Source organism: uncultured Mobiluncus sp. (assembly GCF_947087965.1).
Taxonomy (GTDB): domain Bacteria; phylum Actinomycetota; class Actinomycetes; order Actinomycetales; family Actinomycetaceae; genus Mobiluncus.
In genome coordinates, this window is the sequence record NZ_CAMUES010000003.1 from 242,644 (window position 1) to 259,542 (window position 16,899).

Genomic DNA, 16,899 nt, shown 5'->3' on the forward strand with positions numbered 1-16,899 from the left:
GCCAGGGGATAGACTAAAAGCTGACTAATCGTGACTTCAAGGAGGGACTCGGGCTATGGGCCGTGGCCGCCAGAAAGCTAAGCAGCAAAAGGTCGCACGCCGACTGAAATATGAGAGTCCGGAAATGGATCTCGAGGCGCTGCAGCGGGAACTATCAGGTAAGTCCGGTGAGGATTCGTGGGACGATGATCCCTACGCCAAATATGCTGAGCCCGATTACGACAAGTGGGCTGATTACGCTGATGATGACCAGGATGATGGCGGGGACGCCGCGTGAAGCCGGGGTTGCCCATCTTCGGTAATGCTGCAATGACCTGTTCCGCTGACTTGGCTCAATGCGACTCTGACGATAAACCGCACGATGAGTGCGGTGTTTTTGGTGTCTGGGCACCGGGCGAGGACGTGGCCCGCCTGACCTATTTCGGCATTTACGCCCTGCAGCATCGCGGTCAGGAATCCGCTGGTATCGCCGCTTCGGACGGGTCCAAGATTTTGGTTTACAAGGACATGGGATTGGTTTCTCAGGTGTTCAAAGACCGGGACTTGGCTTCCCTGCAAGGTCACCTCGCGTTGGGTCACGTTCGCTATTCGACTGCCGGGATGTCCTCTTGGCAAAACGCCCAGCCCACGCTGGGGCCCACTGCTTTCGGCACTCTCGCGATGGCGCACAACGGGAACCTGGTGAACACGCGGGGTCTGCTGGAAGAGCTGTTGCCCGCGGAAGGGAAACCGGCCGGGAAACCCGCCGCCGTTGACCCCGCCGGAAAACCTGCCGCCGACACGGCAACCGCCCGCACCGGCCTTGTGAACGCCTCCGAAACACCCGCCACCGGAAAACCCGCCACCCGCCCTTTTGCGTCCCGAAAAATGGAGGAATCGGCTGCCCAAACCGTCGCTGACGTGAAAGAGCAAAAGGCTCACGGCCTGCAGGATTCCTCGTCAGACACGATGCTGCTGATGAAGCTCATTGAGTCCGTGTCCACCCAGGCCGTTTCGATTGGGGGCGAGCCGCCGCTGCTGAGCGTCATGCGGGAAATCCTGCCGAAGCTGGACGGTGCGTATTCCCTGGCGTTCATTGACGAAACTACGCTGTACGCGGCGCGCGATCCGCAGGGGATTCGGCCCCTGGTCATGGGACGGCTGTCAAACGGGTGGGTGGTCGCCTCCGAAACCGCCGCGCTGGACATCGTTGGCGCCTCTTTCGTGCGTGAAATCGCGCCCGGCGAGCTAATTGCTATCAACGAAAACGGGGTACATTCTGAGACTTTTGCCCCGGCTCGGCCCGCGGGCTGCGTGTTTGAATACGTGTACTTGGCCCGCCCGGACACCACGATTGCGCAGCGTTCCATCGCCGCCGCGCGCCGCTCGATGGGGGCCGCCCTGGCTCGCGAACATCCGGTCGAGGCCGACCTGGTCATGGCGACTCCGGATTCCGGCACGCCGGCCGCCATAGGCTACGCCGAGGAATCCGGGATTCCCTTCGGGCAAGGCCTGGTGAAAAACGCCTACGTGGGCCGGACTTTCATCCAGCCGACCCAAGCCATGCGCCAGATGGGCATTCGCCTGAAACTCAACCCGCTGCGTTCCGTCATTGAAGGCAAACGCCTGATTGTGGTCGATGATTCCATCGTCCGGGGCAACACCCAACGGGCCGTCATCCAGATGCTGCGCGCGGCTGGCGCCGCCGAGGTGCACGTGCGGATTTCCAGCCCGCCGGTCATGTGGCCGTGCTACTACGGGATTGATTTCGCCACCCGCGCCGAGCTCATCGCCACCGGCATGGATATTCCCGAAATTTGCCGTTCTATCGGGGCGGATACCTTGGGCTACCTGTCTTACGAGTCCATGGTCGAGGCTACCGGCCAGCCCGAAAATGAGCTGTGCACCGCGTGCTTCTCCGGGCGTTACCCCACCCGTTTGGCGGACCTGGAGACCGCGGGAGCTCTCCCGCTGGGATTGACCTACTGCGGGGGAAAGGAGTGACCGGCATGAATACTGACTTGAGTTCAGAAGCGAATTCTGGCGGGTTTTCCGGGGAAGTTTCAGGCAAGCATCGGGCCGATATTCCGGCCGAAAGTGCCGCCAGCTCGGCTAACGCCTACGCGCGCGCCGGAGTGGACACCCAGGCTGGCGACCGGGCGGTGGAGCTGATGAAAACTGCGGTGCAAGCCACCCAAGGGCCGGAAGTTTTGGGCGGCACCGGCGGGTTTGCGGGCCTCTATGATGCCACGGCCGCGGGGATGACTGCCATGCGCCGCCCGCTGTTGGCAACGTCTACGGACGGGGTCGGCACCAAGATTGAGCTGGCCAAAGCCCTGGGGATTTATGACACTATCGGTCAAGACCTGGTGGGAATGGTCGTTGACGACCTCACCCCGGCGGGGGTGCGGCCCTTGTTCATGACCGATTACATTGCCTGTGGCCGGGTCGTCCCCCAGATGATTGCGGCCGTGGTCGAAGGCATCGCCCGGGCTTGTCAGGCGGTGGATTGCGCGCTGGTGGCGGGCGAGACGGCCGAACATCCTGGAGTGCTGGGAGTCGAGGATTTTGATGTGGCCGGGGCGGCGACCGGGGTCGTGGATGCGCCTCGATTGCTCGGACCCCAGCGGGTTTGTGCCGGAGACCTGGTGGTGGGTTTTGCTTCCAGCGGTTTGCATTCCAACGGGTATTCCCTGGTGCGCCGGATCGTGGCTGATGCGGGGGTGGATTGGCATTCCTCGATTCCCCAGTCTTACGGGGTGACGGCTACCAGCGGCTCGCCGTTTGCTGAAGCTGCTGAGTATTCTGTGGGTCTGGCATGCCTGGAACCGACCCGACTGTATTCCCAGCTGTGTTTGGAACTGGAGAATTCGGGCTGGCTCGCCGCCCGTGAGGCTGGTGATTTTGCCGGGGAGCTGGATGGAAACCGGGTTCACGCGTTTGCTCACGTGACCGGAGGCGGTTTAGCCGCGAATCTGTGCCGGGTTATTCCCGCCGGCCTGCACGCGGTCGTGGATCGTTCAACTTGGCAAGTGCCGGGGATTTTCCGCTACCTGATGGATTTGGGTGGGGTGGACGTGACCAGTGCCGAGGACACCTGGAACCTCGGCGTGGGTATGGCGGCTATCGTGCATCCTGATTTCGTGCCCGCCACCATCATGGCGGCACAGGTAGCCGGCATGGAGGCTTTTATCATGGGACGCGTCAGTGACGGTGTTCCCGCAGGTGAGCGCCAGATTTCGGGGACTAAAGGGGTCGCCGGAGGAACTGTAGCCATGCTCGGTGAATACCGGTTTTAAGCCCGGGCTACTGTGGGTAGCGTGACTATAGGGGGAGAATAGCCCGATTGCTGCCATTATTGGCAGCTACCCGGCTATTCTCCCCCTATAGGGACAAAAAATCTGTTTACCGGTGGCGACGGCGCAGCTTTGCCAGCACCAACACGCCAGCCACGACCCCCGCCGCGATGCCCAGTTTCTTTTGCGAATCCACGTCGCCCTCTACCGCATCAGTAAAGGTCGACTTGGCAAGCTGTGCAAAATCCTGGGCTTTGGCCTTGGCTTCTTTGACCTGATTGGCCGGACGAAGCCGATTCACCAGCTGGTCTACGGTCTGACCCATGTCGGAGCGGGCGGCTTCAATCTGACGCTCGATTTCCTCCGGGCTGCCGGTAAACTCTGTTTTCTCCGCGTCGTTTTCGCTCATTTTTCCGCTCCTAAATCCGGGCGCTTGATGGCGGCCTTCAGGGTTTCTACGTCCTTCTTGACGTGCTTTTGAGGTTCGGGGATGTTGTCTTTAGCGCGTTTTGCTGCGGATAGCCCAATCAGGGCCAAAATCACCGTCAGTACCAGCAAAACCGCCGCGGTGAGCAAAGCGCCCCACGCAGCTAAACCGGTCAGTGCCGTAAACCCATAGAACATAGCTTTGATCAAATAACCGAGCATGAACAGGGCAAACACACCGGCACCGGCCAACAATCCCGCTGCCAAACCGAACCGGGACCCGGCTGCTTTGGCTTGGGCTTTCATCAACGCGACCTCAGCCCTGAACAGGTCAGAAACCTGGGTGGAAAATCGCGCAAACAGCGCCCCCAGCGATAATTTCGGTTCATCTATAGCCATCAGGGCCTCCTCGTTGACGTCACTTAAGACCTAGTTTACTATTTTCACAAAAACTGCGTTTAGGAAGCCAGAGTCGCCATCAGCGCCGGGGTCCGCACAGTCTTGCGAACCGGCCACGATGCCGCCAAAACCGCCAAAATGACAGCTGCTGCAATGAAACCAAGCTGGCCCAGCACCGGAATTCCCCACGCGCTCAGCCCAAAGTCACGCAGCATCCACCGCCACAGCATTCCGATGACCAGTCCGGAAATCCATCCCAGCCCCGCACCCAGCAATGCCAGGAAAAATGCTTCCCAACGCAGCGAAGCCCGCACTTCCCGCGGGGTTAGCCCCAGAACCCGCAGCAGGGCGAAAATTTGCCGCCGTTCTATCATCGCCAGCGCCAAAGTATTCACAATCCCCAGAATGGCGATGACGATGGACAGCCCGAGTAGCGCGTACATCAGCCACAACACTTGCGTGGTGGGTTGCGACAGGGCGTGAGACAACTCAACCGGGGTATAGGCCCGGTAGACATAGAACTGATTCAGACTGTGCTGTATCTGGTTTTGAATCTCACGGATTTCAGACGGGGCGGCCGCGGCGTTTTTGCTCTTTAGGTTCACGAAAATGTACTGGAAAGCGAGGGATTCAGGGGCTGCCGCCTGGCGCAGATACTGCGGATCGAGGAAAATCGCCGCGTCCAGCAGGGTGGAATGCACTATCCCGGCGACTTTGGTGGAATAAATCCCGCGGGGACCCGTCACCGTAATCGCATCCCCCACTTTCCACCCTTCCCGGGCGGCATCACGGGCGTTCACCAGGGCTCGGCCGTTCGCCAAGCCTTTTACGTCACCAGTCTTAACCTGCAGGGAGACCAAGTTTTTGGCTTGGTCCGCGGTGATGCCGGCGACGGTAAGGGACCGCGTGGGATCCTGGTCGAGGCGCACCAGCATCGGGGCGCTAAAGATGCCGGCGTCTGCGGAGCGTACCCTATCAACTTTTCGCAGCGCCGCGACGGCTTTCTCCACGTTCGTGGAAGGCTGCAGTGAGGCCACGACCAGGTCAGATTGAACTTCCTGGGTCACCCCGGACTGCAGGGACTTGCGGGCGGAATCAGCCAGGATTCCGCCGGTGGTGGCGATGGCTATGCCAAGGACCAGGGCGGCGGCTCCCAGGGAGGTGCGGCGCGGGTAGCGGCGCAGGTTGCGCAGCGCCAACAGCGCCGGTAAGCGCTGCCCGCGCCTAAAGAAGGCGGAAAAAAACCACAGGAAGGGTCGCAGCAAGACCGGGGTCAGACACAGCACACCGGACAATCCCAACAGTGTTGCCGCCATGCCCAGCACTGCCGCCTGCGTCCCCACTTCTGAGCCAGACGCTTCCAGTAATGCCACCGCGCCGAGGCCAATGGCCACGACCAGGACTAACAGCCCGAAAATCGTGACTCCGCGCCGGCGTCCTTCCGGGACGGGAGCGCTGGCAGCCAAAGCATCCAGCGGTGTCATGCGTCCGGCTCGCCAAGCCGGAATGAAACAGGCCACCACGGTAATGAAAACCCCCAGCGCCACTATCGCCAGGGCCCTCCAGAGCCCCAACGGCACACCGGAAGTGAACACCCACCCTTGTGCAGTGAGAACCTGGCGGATTCCCACCACCAGGGCCAGCCCCACTCCTTCGCCCAAAACGGATCCAATCAGCCCAATCAGCAGGGCTTCGCCAACCACCAGCATCCGCAGCGCGTGCGGGGTGTACCCGGCAGTGCGCAGCATTCCGAGCATTCGATAGCGGGAGGCGACCAGAATCCCAAAAGTGTTGGCAATCAGGAAAGCGCCCGCCAGCAGCGCCAGCGCCACAAACGCCAGGGCCAGCAGGTTCACCAGACTGACCGTGCGAGCCACCGCCGCGGACTGTTGGGCGCGCAGCGCGGCCCCCGTCAGGATGACAGCATCAGGACCGACCGCGTCTTGGACGCGTTCCTTGACATTGTCCGGGTCAGCCGCGGGTGCCACGTGGATGCCGATGAGCTTGATTTTGCCGGTGGGAGAAAACCAGGTTTTTGCGTCCTTACCGTCCACAAAAGCCAAGGTGGCGGTGCCGAGCGGGGCTTTGAACTGGGCTAGGCCCACGACTTTCAGCCGGTGGGTGGTGCTGCCCCAAATCAGGGTGGCGGTTTGGCCGGTTTTCAGTCCGGCACGCCGGGCCGTACTGAGTTCCAGCATGACCTCTTTCGGTCCTTGCGGCAGGCGTCCCGAGGCGACTTCCGGTCCGGGAGGATAGGGAAAAGCGCCGCGCACCAGGGTCGGGGTGAGCCCGATTGAGACGGGGTGTTTCGCCTGGTCCAGCAGGACTGCCTGGCCTTCATATTGGGGGACCGCGTGGGCGACCCCGTCGGCCGCTTTGATAATTGGCACAAGTTCGTCGCTGACGCTGCCGCGTGCCGCCAAGTCTGGCGTGGCGGCGTCTTTCGCGGGTGGTGCCACGGCATAGAGATCCCCGGAGAGCGCCGCCGTCACGGAGGACTTGGCCGCGTCAGTCATCAGGTCGGTTATCCCCAAAGTGGCGGTCAGGAACGTTACGCCCAGCACTACGGCAAACACGGTAGGTAAAAAGCGGGAGCCGCGGCGGGTCATTTCGCGCCAAATGAGTTTCCACATGGCGTTTACCGGCCTTTAGAGGGGTATTTCAAGGAAGGAGTGCGCAAGTTCGGAGGGAAGGTTTCCGCTGGGTCCGCGCCGGTGACGGGGACAGCCGGGGTCGCCGAGGTTGCCGAGCCGGGGGTGCGTCCCAGGTTTCGCAAATCGTCTTGCAGAGTCGCTGAACGGGCTTCTGCCTGGGCTAACATGGCGTCTGCGCGGGCGATGAGCAGTTCTTGGTCGGGAGTTTTCCCGCGGCTGGGCAAGTTCGGGTTTCCACCGTAAGGGGTTGACGAGGCCGCGGTGTCGCGAGGGGTTCGTGCTGCAAGTGCTGATTCCGAAGGGCGTGAGTCGTGCGGCGCGGCGGTTTCCTGCAGGGTTTCCGTGGCGTCGTTGATGGCTGCGCCCGAAGCGGCCAAGAGTTTTTCCGCCTGCTCAATCATGGCTAGCAGCTCGTTCTTGCCTTCGGCTTCGGCCAAGTGGGGGTCGACGGCGGGGCGGCGCGGCCGGCGCGGCCTTTCGCGGGTCGGCTCTGGTTCTGGCTCGAGTTCGGGCTCTGGCTCGGCGAAAAATTCCGGTTGCGGTTCGGGCTCAGCAGCCGGGACTTCGGTCGAGGGCACCGTGTTTGATTGCGCGGCAAGTGACTCAGGGAACTGCGGGTGTAGCGAATCAGGTTCGGCGGATTCCGCCGGGACCGTTTCGGGGGTAAACGCCTCGGACAAAATCCGGGACGAAGCCGAACTGGGCACCAACGTGGGAGGATTATCCGCCCAAGCGTCCGTGGTCGGCGGCACGACCGGCGCGGCCACATCCGGGGGAAGGACCGGTGTCGAAGCCGTTGGTGAGGGCTTCTTTGCAGCGAAACCGCCCAAAATCGGACGGCGCGACAAGGGGGGTGTCCCCGAGTCCCCTGCACCGCTAACGGTAGGCGCGGGCTTGTCCGTAAAATCGAACGGATTGAAACCGGTATCACCGTAATCTGTGGGGTCAGAATCCTGAGCTGTGTCGTGACTGTCGTCAGCCGACTCGGCGGACCCGGCAATCACGGAATCAAAGGTGGCGTTGTGTTCGCCCGCCGCAGCGGAGTTCCAGCCCGCCTCAGAGCTGGCAAAGCCGGAAGCGAGCGGTTTACCCAATAAATCATTAGTGTCGTCCGGGGAATCGGGGCGCGCCACGGACATACTGGGCCACTTGAAATCGCCACGAGCCAGGGAATCTGCCAGTTCGTTCGGCTCGGGGTTTGCCTCGGCGATGCCGAGGTTTGCAAAAGTGAGGGCAGTATCGCGTTGGTGACGCGTCGGGGGAGGAGGCGCGGGGGCAGGTGTCGGGCTGGATTCGGGGACGGTATGCCCGACTGGGAACGCGCTTTGTAAGTACGGGGAGATGGAGGAAGGCTGCGTGTCCGGTGCCGATTCTGGCAAAATCGCGGCTTCCTCTGTGGGCGATTCCACCTGTTCAGAGTCGGTTTCCTCTTCAATTTTTGGCAAACTCATGACGGCGGTTAGATCCTTTTCCAACGCCTCCGGATCAACGTCACGCAGAGACTGGGCCGCGCCCAGCTGTCCCGCGCGTTTCCGCGCTTGCCGCACATCGCCGAGATTTTGCTCCGCTTCGAGGATGGTTTCGCGGGTCGGGTTCTCCAGTTGGCCAACGATTTGGCCGTCAAACAGGAACAGTACCCGGTCTGCGTATTTCGCGGCGTCCGGTTCGTGGGTGACCATGATGACTGACTGTTCCCAGTCGCGCGCGGCCGCCCGCAGGAACGAAAGAACCTGTGCTGATGAAGCCGAATCGAGGTTTCCGGTCGGCTCATCAGCGAAAACGACCTCCGGGGCGGTCAGCAACGCGCGCGCGCAAGCCACCTTTTGCTGTTGCCCTCCGCTCAGCTCGGAGGGGAAGGCGCCCAGCCGGGATTCCATATCCAGCTCTTTGACCAGCGCTTTCAGCCGGCGTCGATCCGGAGAATGGCGGCGCACCATCGCTGACAACTCGATATTTTCCGCAACGTTCAACGTGGGCACCAAGTTAAACGACTGAAAAATAAACCCGATTTTGTCGCGGCGAAACCGGGTCAACTCCGTGGCGTTCAGCTGAGACAGGTCACGTCCGGCAACCTTGACCGTCCCGGATTGAAACGAATCCAGCCCTGCCAAAATGTGCAGCAGGGAGGATTTCCCGGACCCGGAAGGCCCCATAATGGCGGTGAACTGGGCGCGGGGAAAATCAACGTCCACGTTATCCAAAGCTGTGACAGCGCGCTCCGTATCGGCCTGACCATAAATTTTAGTCAGACCGCGGACGCTGATGAGAGGATTTGAGACCGGAGAAAGCGTGGTGGAAAATCTCGGTGATGCCGCAGCGGTTTGATTGACCAAGTTTCGCCTCCTTTCTCTGCATTCTTTCATATTTGCCGCCAGGGTGCCGGTTTCCACGCCCGAAGGAAGTTCAACTCAATACCAACGGTTGATGCGCGGCCAGCGGGCGAGCGGAGGGCAGAGCCATACGGTCTTGATACGATTTTACAAAATGGCATGAACTGGGAAAAAGTCCCACGCGGTAACGAAAAATGGTCGGACAAGGTTTTTTTCACGGTTTGTGCGGTGCAGTCTACAATGGCAGGATGCCTGGAAAAGCGCGAAAACCCGTTCCTGCGCCCCTGATTTTCTTTACCGAGGGCGTCATTCAAAATGTCGGTGCCGGTTTCGCGGTAACGTTGTTTGCCCTGATGGAGCCCCTGACCGTGGCTTGGCTGCGCGCTGTATTTGCCGGCGTACTGATGCTGGCGTGGCGCCGGCCTTGGGGGAAACGGGCGCTCACCCCCAGCGGTTATGTTTGGTCCTGCCTGTTCGGGACCGCGCTGGTTTGTATGAATATGACTTTTTACGAGGCGATTGCGCGGCTTCCCTTGGGCACCACCGTTTCCGTGGAGTTCCTGGGGCCGGTTATTTTCGCGGCTATCGGCATCACCGGCTGGCTGGGCAAGTTCTCGGTCCTGTTGGCATTTTCCGGCGTGGTCATGATTGGCGGGCTGGGCCTGGACATGAGCAATCCGACCGACCGGTTGGGCTTGTTCTGGGCCCTAGTCACCGGGGGAATGTGGGTCGCCTATATGGTTTTGGGTCGCAAAGTTGCGGTTTTGGGTCGGGGCATCGATTCCCTCTCAGTAGGCTTGGTATTCGGTTCGTTCCTGCAGCTGCCTCTGGCCTGGCCCGACATCCACGTCGCGTTTAGCTCGTGGTCTGTTTTCGGTCTGGCCCTGCTGGTGAGCCTGTGTTCCACCTTTGTGCCTAACATTCTGGAACTGGTCGTGCTGCGTGATGTCTCCGCCGCCATTTTCGCGCTGCTCTCCGCGTTGCTGCCGGTAACGTCCCTGCTGGTAGGCGTGATTATGCTGCGGCAGTTTCCGAGCTGGCCAGAAGTGGGCGGCCTAATTTTGGTATCGGTAGCGGTGGCGATGACCTATCGGCGCGACCCCGCCGATACAGCCGCCCCCACCCCTGCTGAACAGACGGACTAAACTAGGCTTATGACCGGATTCTCACAGCGTTTGCAAGCCCTCTCCCAGCGGGTCGCCGCGGCGGCCGCGGCCGCGGGACGCGATGGCAAGTCAATCCGAATCCTTCCGGTCAGCAAAACCCACCCGGTTGCGGACCTGCGCGAAGCTATCGCCGCGGGAGTCAGCGAATTCGGGGAAAACAAACCCCAAGAACTGGCCGCGAAAGCTGCGGAACTCGGCGCGAACCTGGGCTTGGGCGCTGACGGGAACGAGGCAAGTCCCCGCTGGATCCAAATCGGCAACCTCCAGCGCAACAAAGCGAAACTCATCGTTGCAAACGGTGCGGAACTGCAATCCTTAGATTCCGCGAAACTGGCACAAACCCTGAACCGGCTACTTGACCAGGCGGGACGGACCCTAGAAGTCATGATTGAAGTCAACACTTCCGGTGAGGACGCGAAACACGGGATTGCGCCCGAAGAAACCCTGGAGCTGGCGCGGCTGGTCATTGACCAGCCCCGACTGCACCTCATCGGCTTGATGACGGTGGCGGCGCACGTTGATCAGGTCGGCGAGCGTGGCGTTTTCGAGATGTTTTCCCAGCTCGCGGGGTTGCGAGAGACGGTTTCGGGGCTGCCCGGCGGTGCGGATTGTCGGGAACTGTCGATGGGTATGAGCGGGGATTTCGAGTTGGCCATCGCGGCGGGCTCGACGTGTGTGCGGGTCGGTTCGGCCCTGTTCGGTCCTCGAGATTACGCGCAAAAGCCTGTCCAGTGACGGAAAACTGCAGAATTTTGGGATAATGTCCACGTGAAGCGTCCCAGTTTGAAACCGCGCCAGCCAGCCGGCGCGGATAAGCCGACCCCGCACGGCTCGGCTGCGTCAAACGCTTCTGCCCGAAAACCCGGGAAAACCGGGCAATCCGGAAAACTGGGGAAAACCGGGAAACCAGTGGACTCGGCCTTTTCCCGAGCGAAGACCACGCCGCGCACCCCCGCTGCGGAAGCTCCCGGCTCGACGCGCATCGCCCGCCTTTTGACGCTGGCGGCCGTAGCCCTCGCCGTATTCCTGGTCGTGTTTTCACCACTGCGTTCCTGGATGGATCAGCAGCAGCAGGCTCGCTCGCTGGCAGCCCAGATTGCGCAGGTCAAAGCGCAAAACGCCGAGCTGGAAGCGGAAATCAAACGCTATCAAGACCCCGAGTATATTTCCCGCCAAGCCCGCGAACGTTTGGGATACGTGAAACCCGGCGAGATTACCTATGTCGTAGTTGATCCTCCCGGCGCGAAAAAACCGCAGCTGACCAGCGGTTGGACCGACAAAGATACAAATGATTTGCCGTGGTTCCGCCAAATTGTCGTTGGGTTGGAAGTCGCGGGAGCCGCTCCCGCCCCGGAAACGACCCCGGGCGCGGACGGGACAACCCCCGCTCCGGGGGAGAAAACTACTAAACCGCCCTCGACACCCGGCAAAACCAACCCGGAATCAGCCCCGAAATCCTCTAACGCCCCGACCCATAACTGAGCGCTAACCGTAAACTGACAAAGGAGCCCTTGTGATTACACCCGCTAGCCCGGAAGATTTGCGCATTATTGCAGCTCAACTGGGGCGCGTCCCGCGGGGAGTCCTGGGAGTTGCCGCCAGGTGCGGGGATTGCGGCGAAAACCTGGACAACGGTTCTGCCGGACATTCTGGCGATATTTCTACTGACCGCCAGAGGGGTATTTCCCCAGGTCACCAGGCTGCTAATCCCGTGGGTTCTCCGGGTGATAATTCCGTGGGTCGTCATACCGATTTTCCTGCTGGCCAAGGGGGTGGTGTCCCCGCTGGTCACCCCGCGGTCATTGTGAGTGCCCCGCGCCTGCCCGGCGGCGAGCCGTTCCCCACGTTTTATTACCTGACCTGCCCGGCGGCGGTCGCGGCCGTGTCACACCTGGAGGCAAACGGGGTCATGCGCGAAGCAGAAGCCCTGCTGGAGGCAAACCCGCAGATAGCGGCCGCTTATGGGCGCGCTCATGAACTTTATATTCGCCAGCGCACCCAGGCCGGCGAAGCTGCCGGAATCGGGGAAGTCCCCGAAATCGCGGGCGTGTCGGCCGGAGGCATGCCCCGCCGGGTCAAGTGTTTCCACGCCCTGCTCGGACATGCTTTGGCGGCGGGCCGGGGCGTGAATCCCATCGGGGATTGGGTGTTGGACCGGCTGGCGGAGTTGCCCGCAGACAATCCGCACCGTTGGACGCCCGCGACTTGTGCGTGGAGATTGGACGAAACTGCGGGGGAAGGGGATCAGTAATGCGTTTAGGGGCGATTGATTGTGGAACTCACTCGATTCGTTTGCTGATTAGTGAGGTTGACTCCCGTTCCGGGGCGATGGTTGACGTGATGCGGCTGAATCGGATTGTGGGTTTGGGTGAAGGGGTGGACCGGACCGGACATCTGAGTCCAGCCGCGCTGGCACGGACTTTTGCGGCGGTCGAGGAATACGCCGGTTTTGTGCGCCGGGAAGGCGTTCAGCGGATTCGGATGGTGGCGACTTCCGCTTCGCGTGACGCGGATAATTTTTCGCAGTTTAGCGCTGGGGTGGAGGCGCGGCTGGGCGTGACGCCGGAAGTCATTTCGGGACGAGTCGAGGCCACGTTGGGATTTACCGGGACGCTGTCGGCGCATCGCGACATTGCCAGTCCGGCGCTGACCGTAGACATCGGGGGAGGTTCTACCGAGTTTGCGTTCGGTCAGGCTAACCCCGATACTGGCCAGTTTGACCAGGTCACGGCTGCGGTGTCGATGAATATGGGTTCCACGCGGGTCACCGAACGTTACCTGCGGCCCGCCGAGGATACGCGCGGAGTCCCCAGCGAGGACGCCATCAGCCAGGCTGGCCAGTTTGTAGATTCGCTGATTGCCCAAGCTAGCGCGAGTGTGCCGTTGGAATGCGCCCGCGAGGTAGTCGGGGTGGCCGGTTCGGTCACGACTTTGACCGCTTTGGAGTTGGGGTTGGACAGTTACGAGCCGGACAAAATCAACGGCGCCGTGCTGGATTCCGGCGCGCTGCGGGAACGTGCCCGGCGTTTGATTCGGATGCCGCACGCGGAAAAAGCCCAGTTGGGACCCATGCATCCGCAGCGGGTACACCAGATTGCCGGGGGAGTCTTGGTGTGGGAGCGGATTCTTGCTTGGCTGGAAGCGCACCCCGCTCCCGGTTCCGGCGCTGGTCACTCCGATTCCGGGACAGTGTCTGCCGGTGAACAACGTGGAACATTCCCGGTTCGGACCTCGGAAAACGACATTCTCGACGGGATTATCCTGTCCCAGATTCCCTGAATTCCGGGTCTGTTTTTTGACTTTGGTGCGTGTCTCGGTTCTGCGGGGCGCTCGCTCGGGGGCGCTCGCGAGAGGCGGCAGGGGGAGTACCCCCTCGCGTTTTGCACGACTATTGTCGCAAAACGCTCACCAGCCTCTCGCTGAGTCGCCCCCAACGCTCCTCGCCCCGCCCGCCTGTCCGAATCCTGGTGTTTGAATCTTCATTTCGGTGCCGCTCGGGTACGTAGCATTCCTTAGTTTCCGAGTAGTTGCACTAACGACCGATTTCAACCCAGAATCTGGGCCATCATCAACTCCCGATTTTCTAAACCTGCAGGTAGGCAAGATTCTAGTTGCGTAGAGCCGGCACTTATCGGAGTGAAATCGGTCGTTCATGTAAGACAGACAGGTTGCAGGGGAATCTAGGGGCTGTTTTTTGACGGGTATCGGGGCGCGCGTGGAATATAAGGGGAGAATAGCCGGGTAGCTGCCAATAATGGCAGCTACCCGGCTATTCTCCACCTTTAGGCACAACCCAGGCAGGTATCTCAAACCTCGCGCAGCTTGTTGGGGCTAGTTTTGCGGATTTGGATCCTGGGTGGGGTTGGTTTGTCCGGAGAACGGATTAGCTTGGTCAGGGGTATTCGGCCCGAATGACTGCGGTTGACCAAACTGGGTCTGGTCAGGCTGATTTGGTTGAATCGACTGGTTCGGGGTTCCCGGCTGAGCAAAGGGGTTGGACTGAACCGGCTGTCCCGATTGTCCCGGCTGACCAGGTTGAGTGAAAGGCTGAGGTTGCCCGGGTTGACCGGGCTGTCCGAACTGGGGCTGCCCTGGCTGAACTGGCTGTCCGACCCCAGGTTGTCCGGGTTGTCCAGGTTGCCCCGGTTGCATGGGTTGCCCAAACTGGGGCTGCCCTGGCTGAACTGGCTGTCCAACTCCCGGTTGTCCAGGTTGCCCCGGTTGCCCGTAGTTCATCGGCTGGCCGAATTGGTTAGCCGGAATAGTCTTTGCCTTGCCCTTTTTTGCCAGCACCACAATGAGAATGACGATGCCGGCAATTATCAGAATCCCCACAAAGGCAATCCCCAGGAGTAGCATGCCCATTCCCGCCGCCACAGATTTCCCGGCTTCGGTGAGGTCAGTATCCGGGTCGTACTCGGAATCAGCCTTCTCGCCGGCATTTCCGCCAGGAATACCGGGCGAGGACACAATCTTAACCTCGTTGACGATGTCGGTCATGTCCAGCGTCACAGTGTCTCCCTTGAAATCAACGGGTTGCCCGTCCACGGTGGCTGTTTTGATGCCGTGGGGCATCTGGATAATCAGGTTCATGGTGATTGAATCCATACCGAGCTCGCTCATATCCCCAGCATCGTTCAGTTCCGATTTCAAGTCATAAATCTGCTCTTTGGGCAGGAACAGAACCAGGTCATCGCCTTCTTTTTTCAGGTTCTTGCTTGAATTGAGATTCTGTTCCTGTGGCAGAATAATCTCGCATTTCATGTCCCCGCCGGTACTCAAATCTTTGACCGTGGCCTCGTCTTCATTTTCCATATCCGCGAGATCTTGGCAGGTCACTTCCTCGCCGTCGCTCATAGAGGAAAGCATGTCCTTTTCGGCTTCACTCATCGCCACGATAACCGAGGGCTCAATGGTGTTCTCATCAATAACCTTCAGCTTGACGTCCATTTCGCAGCCGCTCAACGCCACCAACGTGATTGCTGCGATGCCCGCCACCAAACTTTTCTTTTGCAAACTCCGCATTTGTTTGCCTTTCTAGGTTTCCGGGAAGCGACCCAACGCCGATTCCTCACCTCGAAAATATCAGATGCGCTCGATGCCGGACATACTCTTTTGGGTTATATTCTTTCCCAAGTCCGCGGGGTCGGGTGGATGCACAAGGGCGGGGCACGCGTTCCCCAGTCCGCTGGGTCAGCCGGGTGGGCAGGGACGCTTGACTGAATCCTCGCAAAATCGGAAAATCGTTAACTTTCACCCGGAAAACCGGGAAAAACCTCACTCGTGGGAATGCGACCGGCGGTACGCCAAGCGCAGCTGCAGAGCGATAGCACCCAGGACGATGGACAGCGCGGTGCCCATGACCACGCCGATAGAACCGGCTTGGGTCAGCAAATCATCGCCACGGAAAGACAGGTGCGAAATCAACAGCGCCACCGTGAAACCAATCCCCGCCACCAGCGAAATCGGAACCATATCACCCATGGTCACGCCCTTTTCCAAGTGCAGGGGAGTGAACTTTTCCATCACGAACACAGAACCGAAAATCCCCAGCAACTTCCCGAAAGGCAACGCCAGCATGACGGCCACGGCCACGGGATTGGTCAGCATCTTAAGCGCTCCTCCGGGGGTATCCACGATGTCCACGCCAGCAGCAAAGAAAGCAAAGAACGGCACCGCAAACGCGGCCGAAACCGGGTTAACTTTCATAGACATCTGTTCCACCAGGTTGTGAACTTCCCAGTCGCGTTTGTCGGCAGGAACCACCATGCCCAAAACCACTCCGGCAATCGTGGCGTGAATACCGGAAACCAGCATAAAGTACCAGGTCAACACCCCCAGAGGAATCAGGAAGTACCAGTAGCCTTTCCGCTTGTGACACAGGAACCCGAACAGGGCGGCACACGCCGCCATCGGCAACAGGAAAGCGAGATTCAAATCAGAGCCATAGAACACGGCGATGACGATAATCCCGCCCAAGTCGTCGGCTACCGCCAGAGTCAACAGGAATGTCCTGGCTCCGTTGGGCAGGCCGCGGCCAAAAATCTGCAAAATCGCGACCGCGAAAGCAATATCCGTGGCGGTCGGAATCGCCCAGCCGTGCCAAGCTCCAGAGCCGGTGATGGCGGTGACGGCCACGTAAACCAGGGCGGGACCGGCCATCCCAAAGGCGGCGGCGATAATCGGCATCGCCGCGGTTCGTGGATCGTGCAGGGCGCCGTGGGTGAACTCTTCCTTTAGCTCCAACCCGACCGTGAAAAAGAAAATCGCCAGGATACCGTCACGCGCCCACTCTTCAATAGGCATGGACAGGTGCAGTTTTTGCAGCACCGACAGGGTGTCAGCGGCGGCAGCCTGCGCCAAGCCGGGGTCGGGCACGAACTGTGCCACCGCCTGATAACCCTCGCGGAAAGGCGTGTTAGCGCAAACCAGGGCGATAATGGCGGCGATAATCAAAATCAAGCCCCCGACGATGTCGTCGGAAACAAACCGGGCGAAACGCTCTTGAGCGCTAAGGCGTTCTTCACCAACTCGAACCGCGGCATCGTAATCTTCCGGGGACGGACCGGCTAAATCCGGCTCACCGAAGAGGCCCTTGTCGAGATTTTCGTTTTCTTTATCATTGCTTGGCACTTCTTTGTCCATATTC

13 protein-coding genes and 1 pseudogene are annotated in these 16,899 nt (G+C 60.4%); 8 read left to right on the forward strand and 6 right to left on the reverse strand.

Annotated features, from left to right (window positions below; translation table 11 throughout):
- Positions 1-55 precede the first annotated feature (55 nt).
- Genes Q0V70_RS05045 through purM form a run of 3 tightly spaced genes read left to right on the forward strand, consistent with a single transcriptional unit; the run spans position 56 to position 3,278 of the window.
- Entirely contained in the window at positions 56-277 is a 222-nt protein-coding gene (locus Q0V70_RS05045; RefSeq protein WP_295028679.1) for a DUF3073 domain-containing protein, read from the forward strand.
- Positions 278-309: 32 nt separating this feature from the next.
- Entirely contained in the window at positions 310-1,983 is a 1,674-nt protein-coding gene (purF, locus tag Q0V70_RS05050) for an amidophosphoribosyltransferase (RefSeq protein WP_297589140.1), read from the forward strand.
- Between the two features lie 5 nt (positions 1,984-1,988).
- Complete coding sequence (gene purM, locus Q0V70_RS05055) at positions 1,989-3,278, forward strand: phosphoribosylformylglycinamidine cyclo-ligase (RefSeq protein ID WP_297589142.1); 1,290 nt, start codon at positions 1,989-1,991, stop codon at positions 3,276-3,278.
- 106 nt (positions 3,279-3,384) lie between these two features.
- Here the strand turns inward: purM and Q0V70_RS05060 are convergent, their stop codons facing one another.
- The 4 genes from Q0V70_RS05060 to Q0V70_RS05075 are packed head-to-tail and all read right to left on the reverse strand — an operon-like array spanning position 3,385 to position 9,087.
- The gene (locus tag Q0V70_RS05060; protein ID WP_295028685.1) at positions 3,385-3,684 is read right to left on the reverse strand and encodes a DUF3618 domain-containing protein; all 300 of its coding nucleotides are present in this window, start codon (positions 3,682-3,684) and stop codon (positions 3,385-3,387) included.
- The gene (locus Q0V70_RS05065) at positions 3,681-4,100 is read right to left on the reverse strand and encodes a phage holin family protein (RefSeq protein ID WP_295028687.1); all 420 of its coding nucleotides are present in this window, start codon (positions 4,098-4,100) and stop codon (positions 3,681-3,683) included. Before Q0V70_RS05065 ends, Q0V70_RS05060 begins: the two co-directional genes overlap by 4 nt.
- Before the next feature lie 59 nt (positions 4,101-4,159).
- On the reverse strand, positions 4,160-6,733 hold the full coding sequence (locus Q0V70_RS05070) for an FtsX-like permease family protein (protein ID WP_297589144.1): 2,574 nt from the start codon (positions 6,731-6,733) through the stop codon (positions 4,160-4,162).
- Between the two features lie 5 nt (positions 6,734-6,738).
- Positions 6,739-9,087, reverse strand: coding sequence for an ABC transporter ATP-binding protein (locus Q0V70_RS05075; RefSeq protein ID WP_297589146.1), 2,349 nt, complete (start codon positions 9,085-9,087; stop codon positions 6,739-6,741).
- 245 nt (positions 9,088-9,332) lie between these two features.
- On the opposite strand from Q0V70_RS05075, the gene Q0V70_RS05080 reads away from it, so the two are divergent.
- From Q0V70_RS05080 to Q0V70_RS05100, 5 genes and pseudogenes are all read left to right on the forward strand, one after another.
- Positions 9,333-10,229, forward strand: coding sequence for a DMT family transporter (locus tag Q0V70_RS05080; protein WP_297589149.1), 897 nt, complete (start codon positions 9,333-9,335; stop codon positions 10,227-10,229).
- Positions 10,230-10,238: 9 nt separating this feature from the next.
- A complete protein-coding gene (locus tag Q0V70_RS05085; RefSeq protein ID WP_297589152.1) occupies positions 10,239-10,985 on the forward strand; it encodes a YggS family pyridoxal phosphate-dependent enzyme in 747 nt (248 codons plus the stop codon).
- A gap of 33 nt (positions 10,986-11,018) precedes the next feature.
- Positions 11,019-11,732, forward strand: a complete 714-nt coding sequence (locus Q0V70_RS05090) for a septum formation initiator family protein (protein ID WP_297589154.1) — start codon at positions 11,019-11,021, stop codon at positions 11,730-11,732.
- Between the two features lie 301 nt (positions 11,733-12,033).
- Positions 12,034-12,501, forward strand: a pseudogene (locus tag Q0V70_RS09655) (DUF501 domain-containing protein); the annotation flags it as partial.
- Entirely contained in the window at positions 12,501-13,529 is a 1,029-nt protein-coding gene (locus tag Q0V70_RS05100; RefSeq protein ID WP_297589161.1) for a phosphatase, read from the forward strand. The pseudogene Q0V70_RS09655 and the gene Q0V70_RS05100, both read left to right, overlap by 1 nt.
- A 552-nt stretch (positions 13,530-14,081) precedes the next feature.
- Here Q0V70_RS05100 and Q0V70_RS05105 read toward each other — a convergent pair.
- Together Q0V70_RS05105 and nhaA are read right to left on the reverse strand one after the other, a co-directional pair.
- Entirely contained in the window at positions 14,082-15,275 is a 1,194-nt protein-coding gene (locus Q0V70_RS05105) for a hypothetical protein (RefSeq protein ID WP_297589166.1), read from the reverse strand.
- A 252-nt stretch (positions 15,276-15,527) separates the two neighbouring features.
- Positions 15,528-16,895: a Na+/H+ antiporter NhaA gene (nhaA, locus tag Q0V70_RS05110; RefSeq protein WP_297589169.1), complete on the reverse strand. Its 1,368-nt coding sequence runs from the start codon at positions 16,893-16,895 to the stop codon at positions 15,528-15,530.
- Between the last annotated feature and the right edge of the window lie 4 nt (positions 16,896-16,899).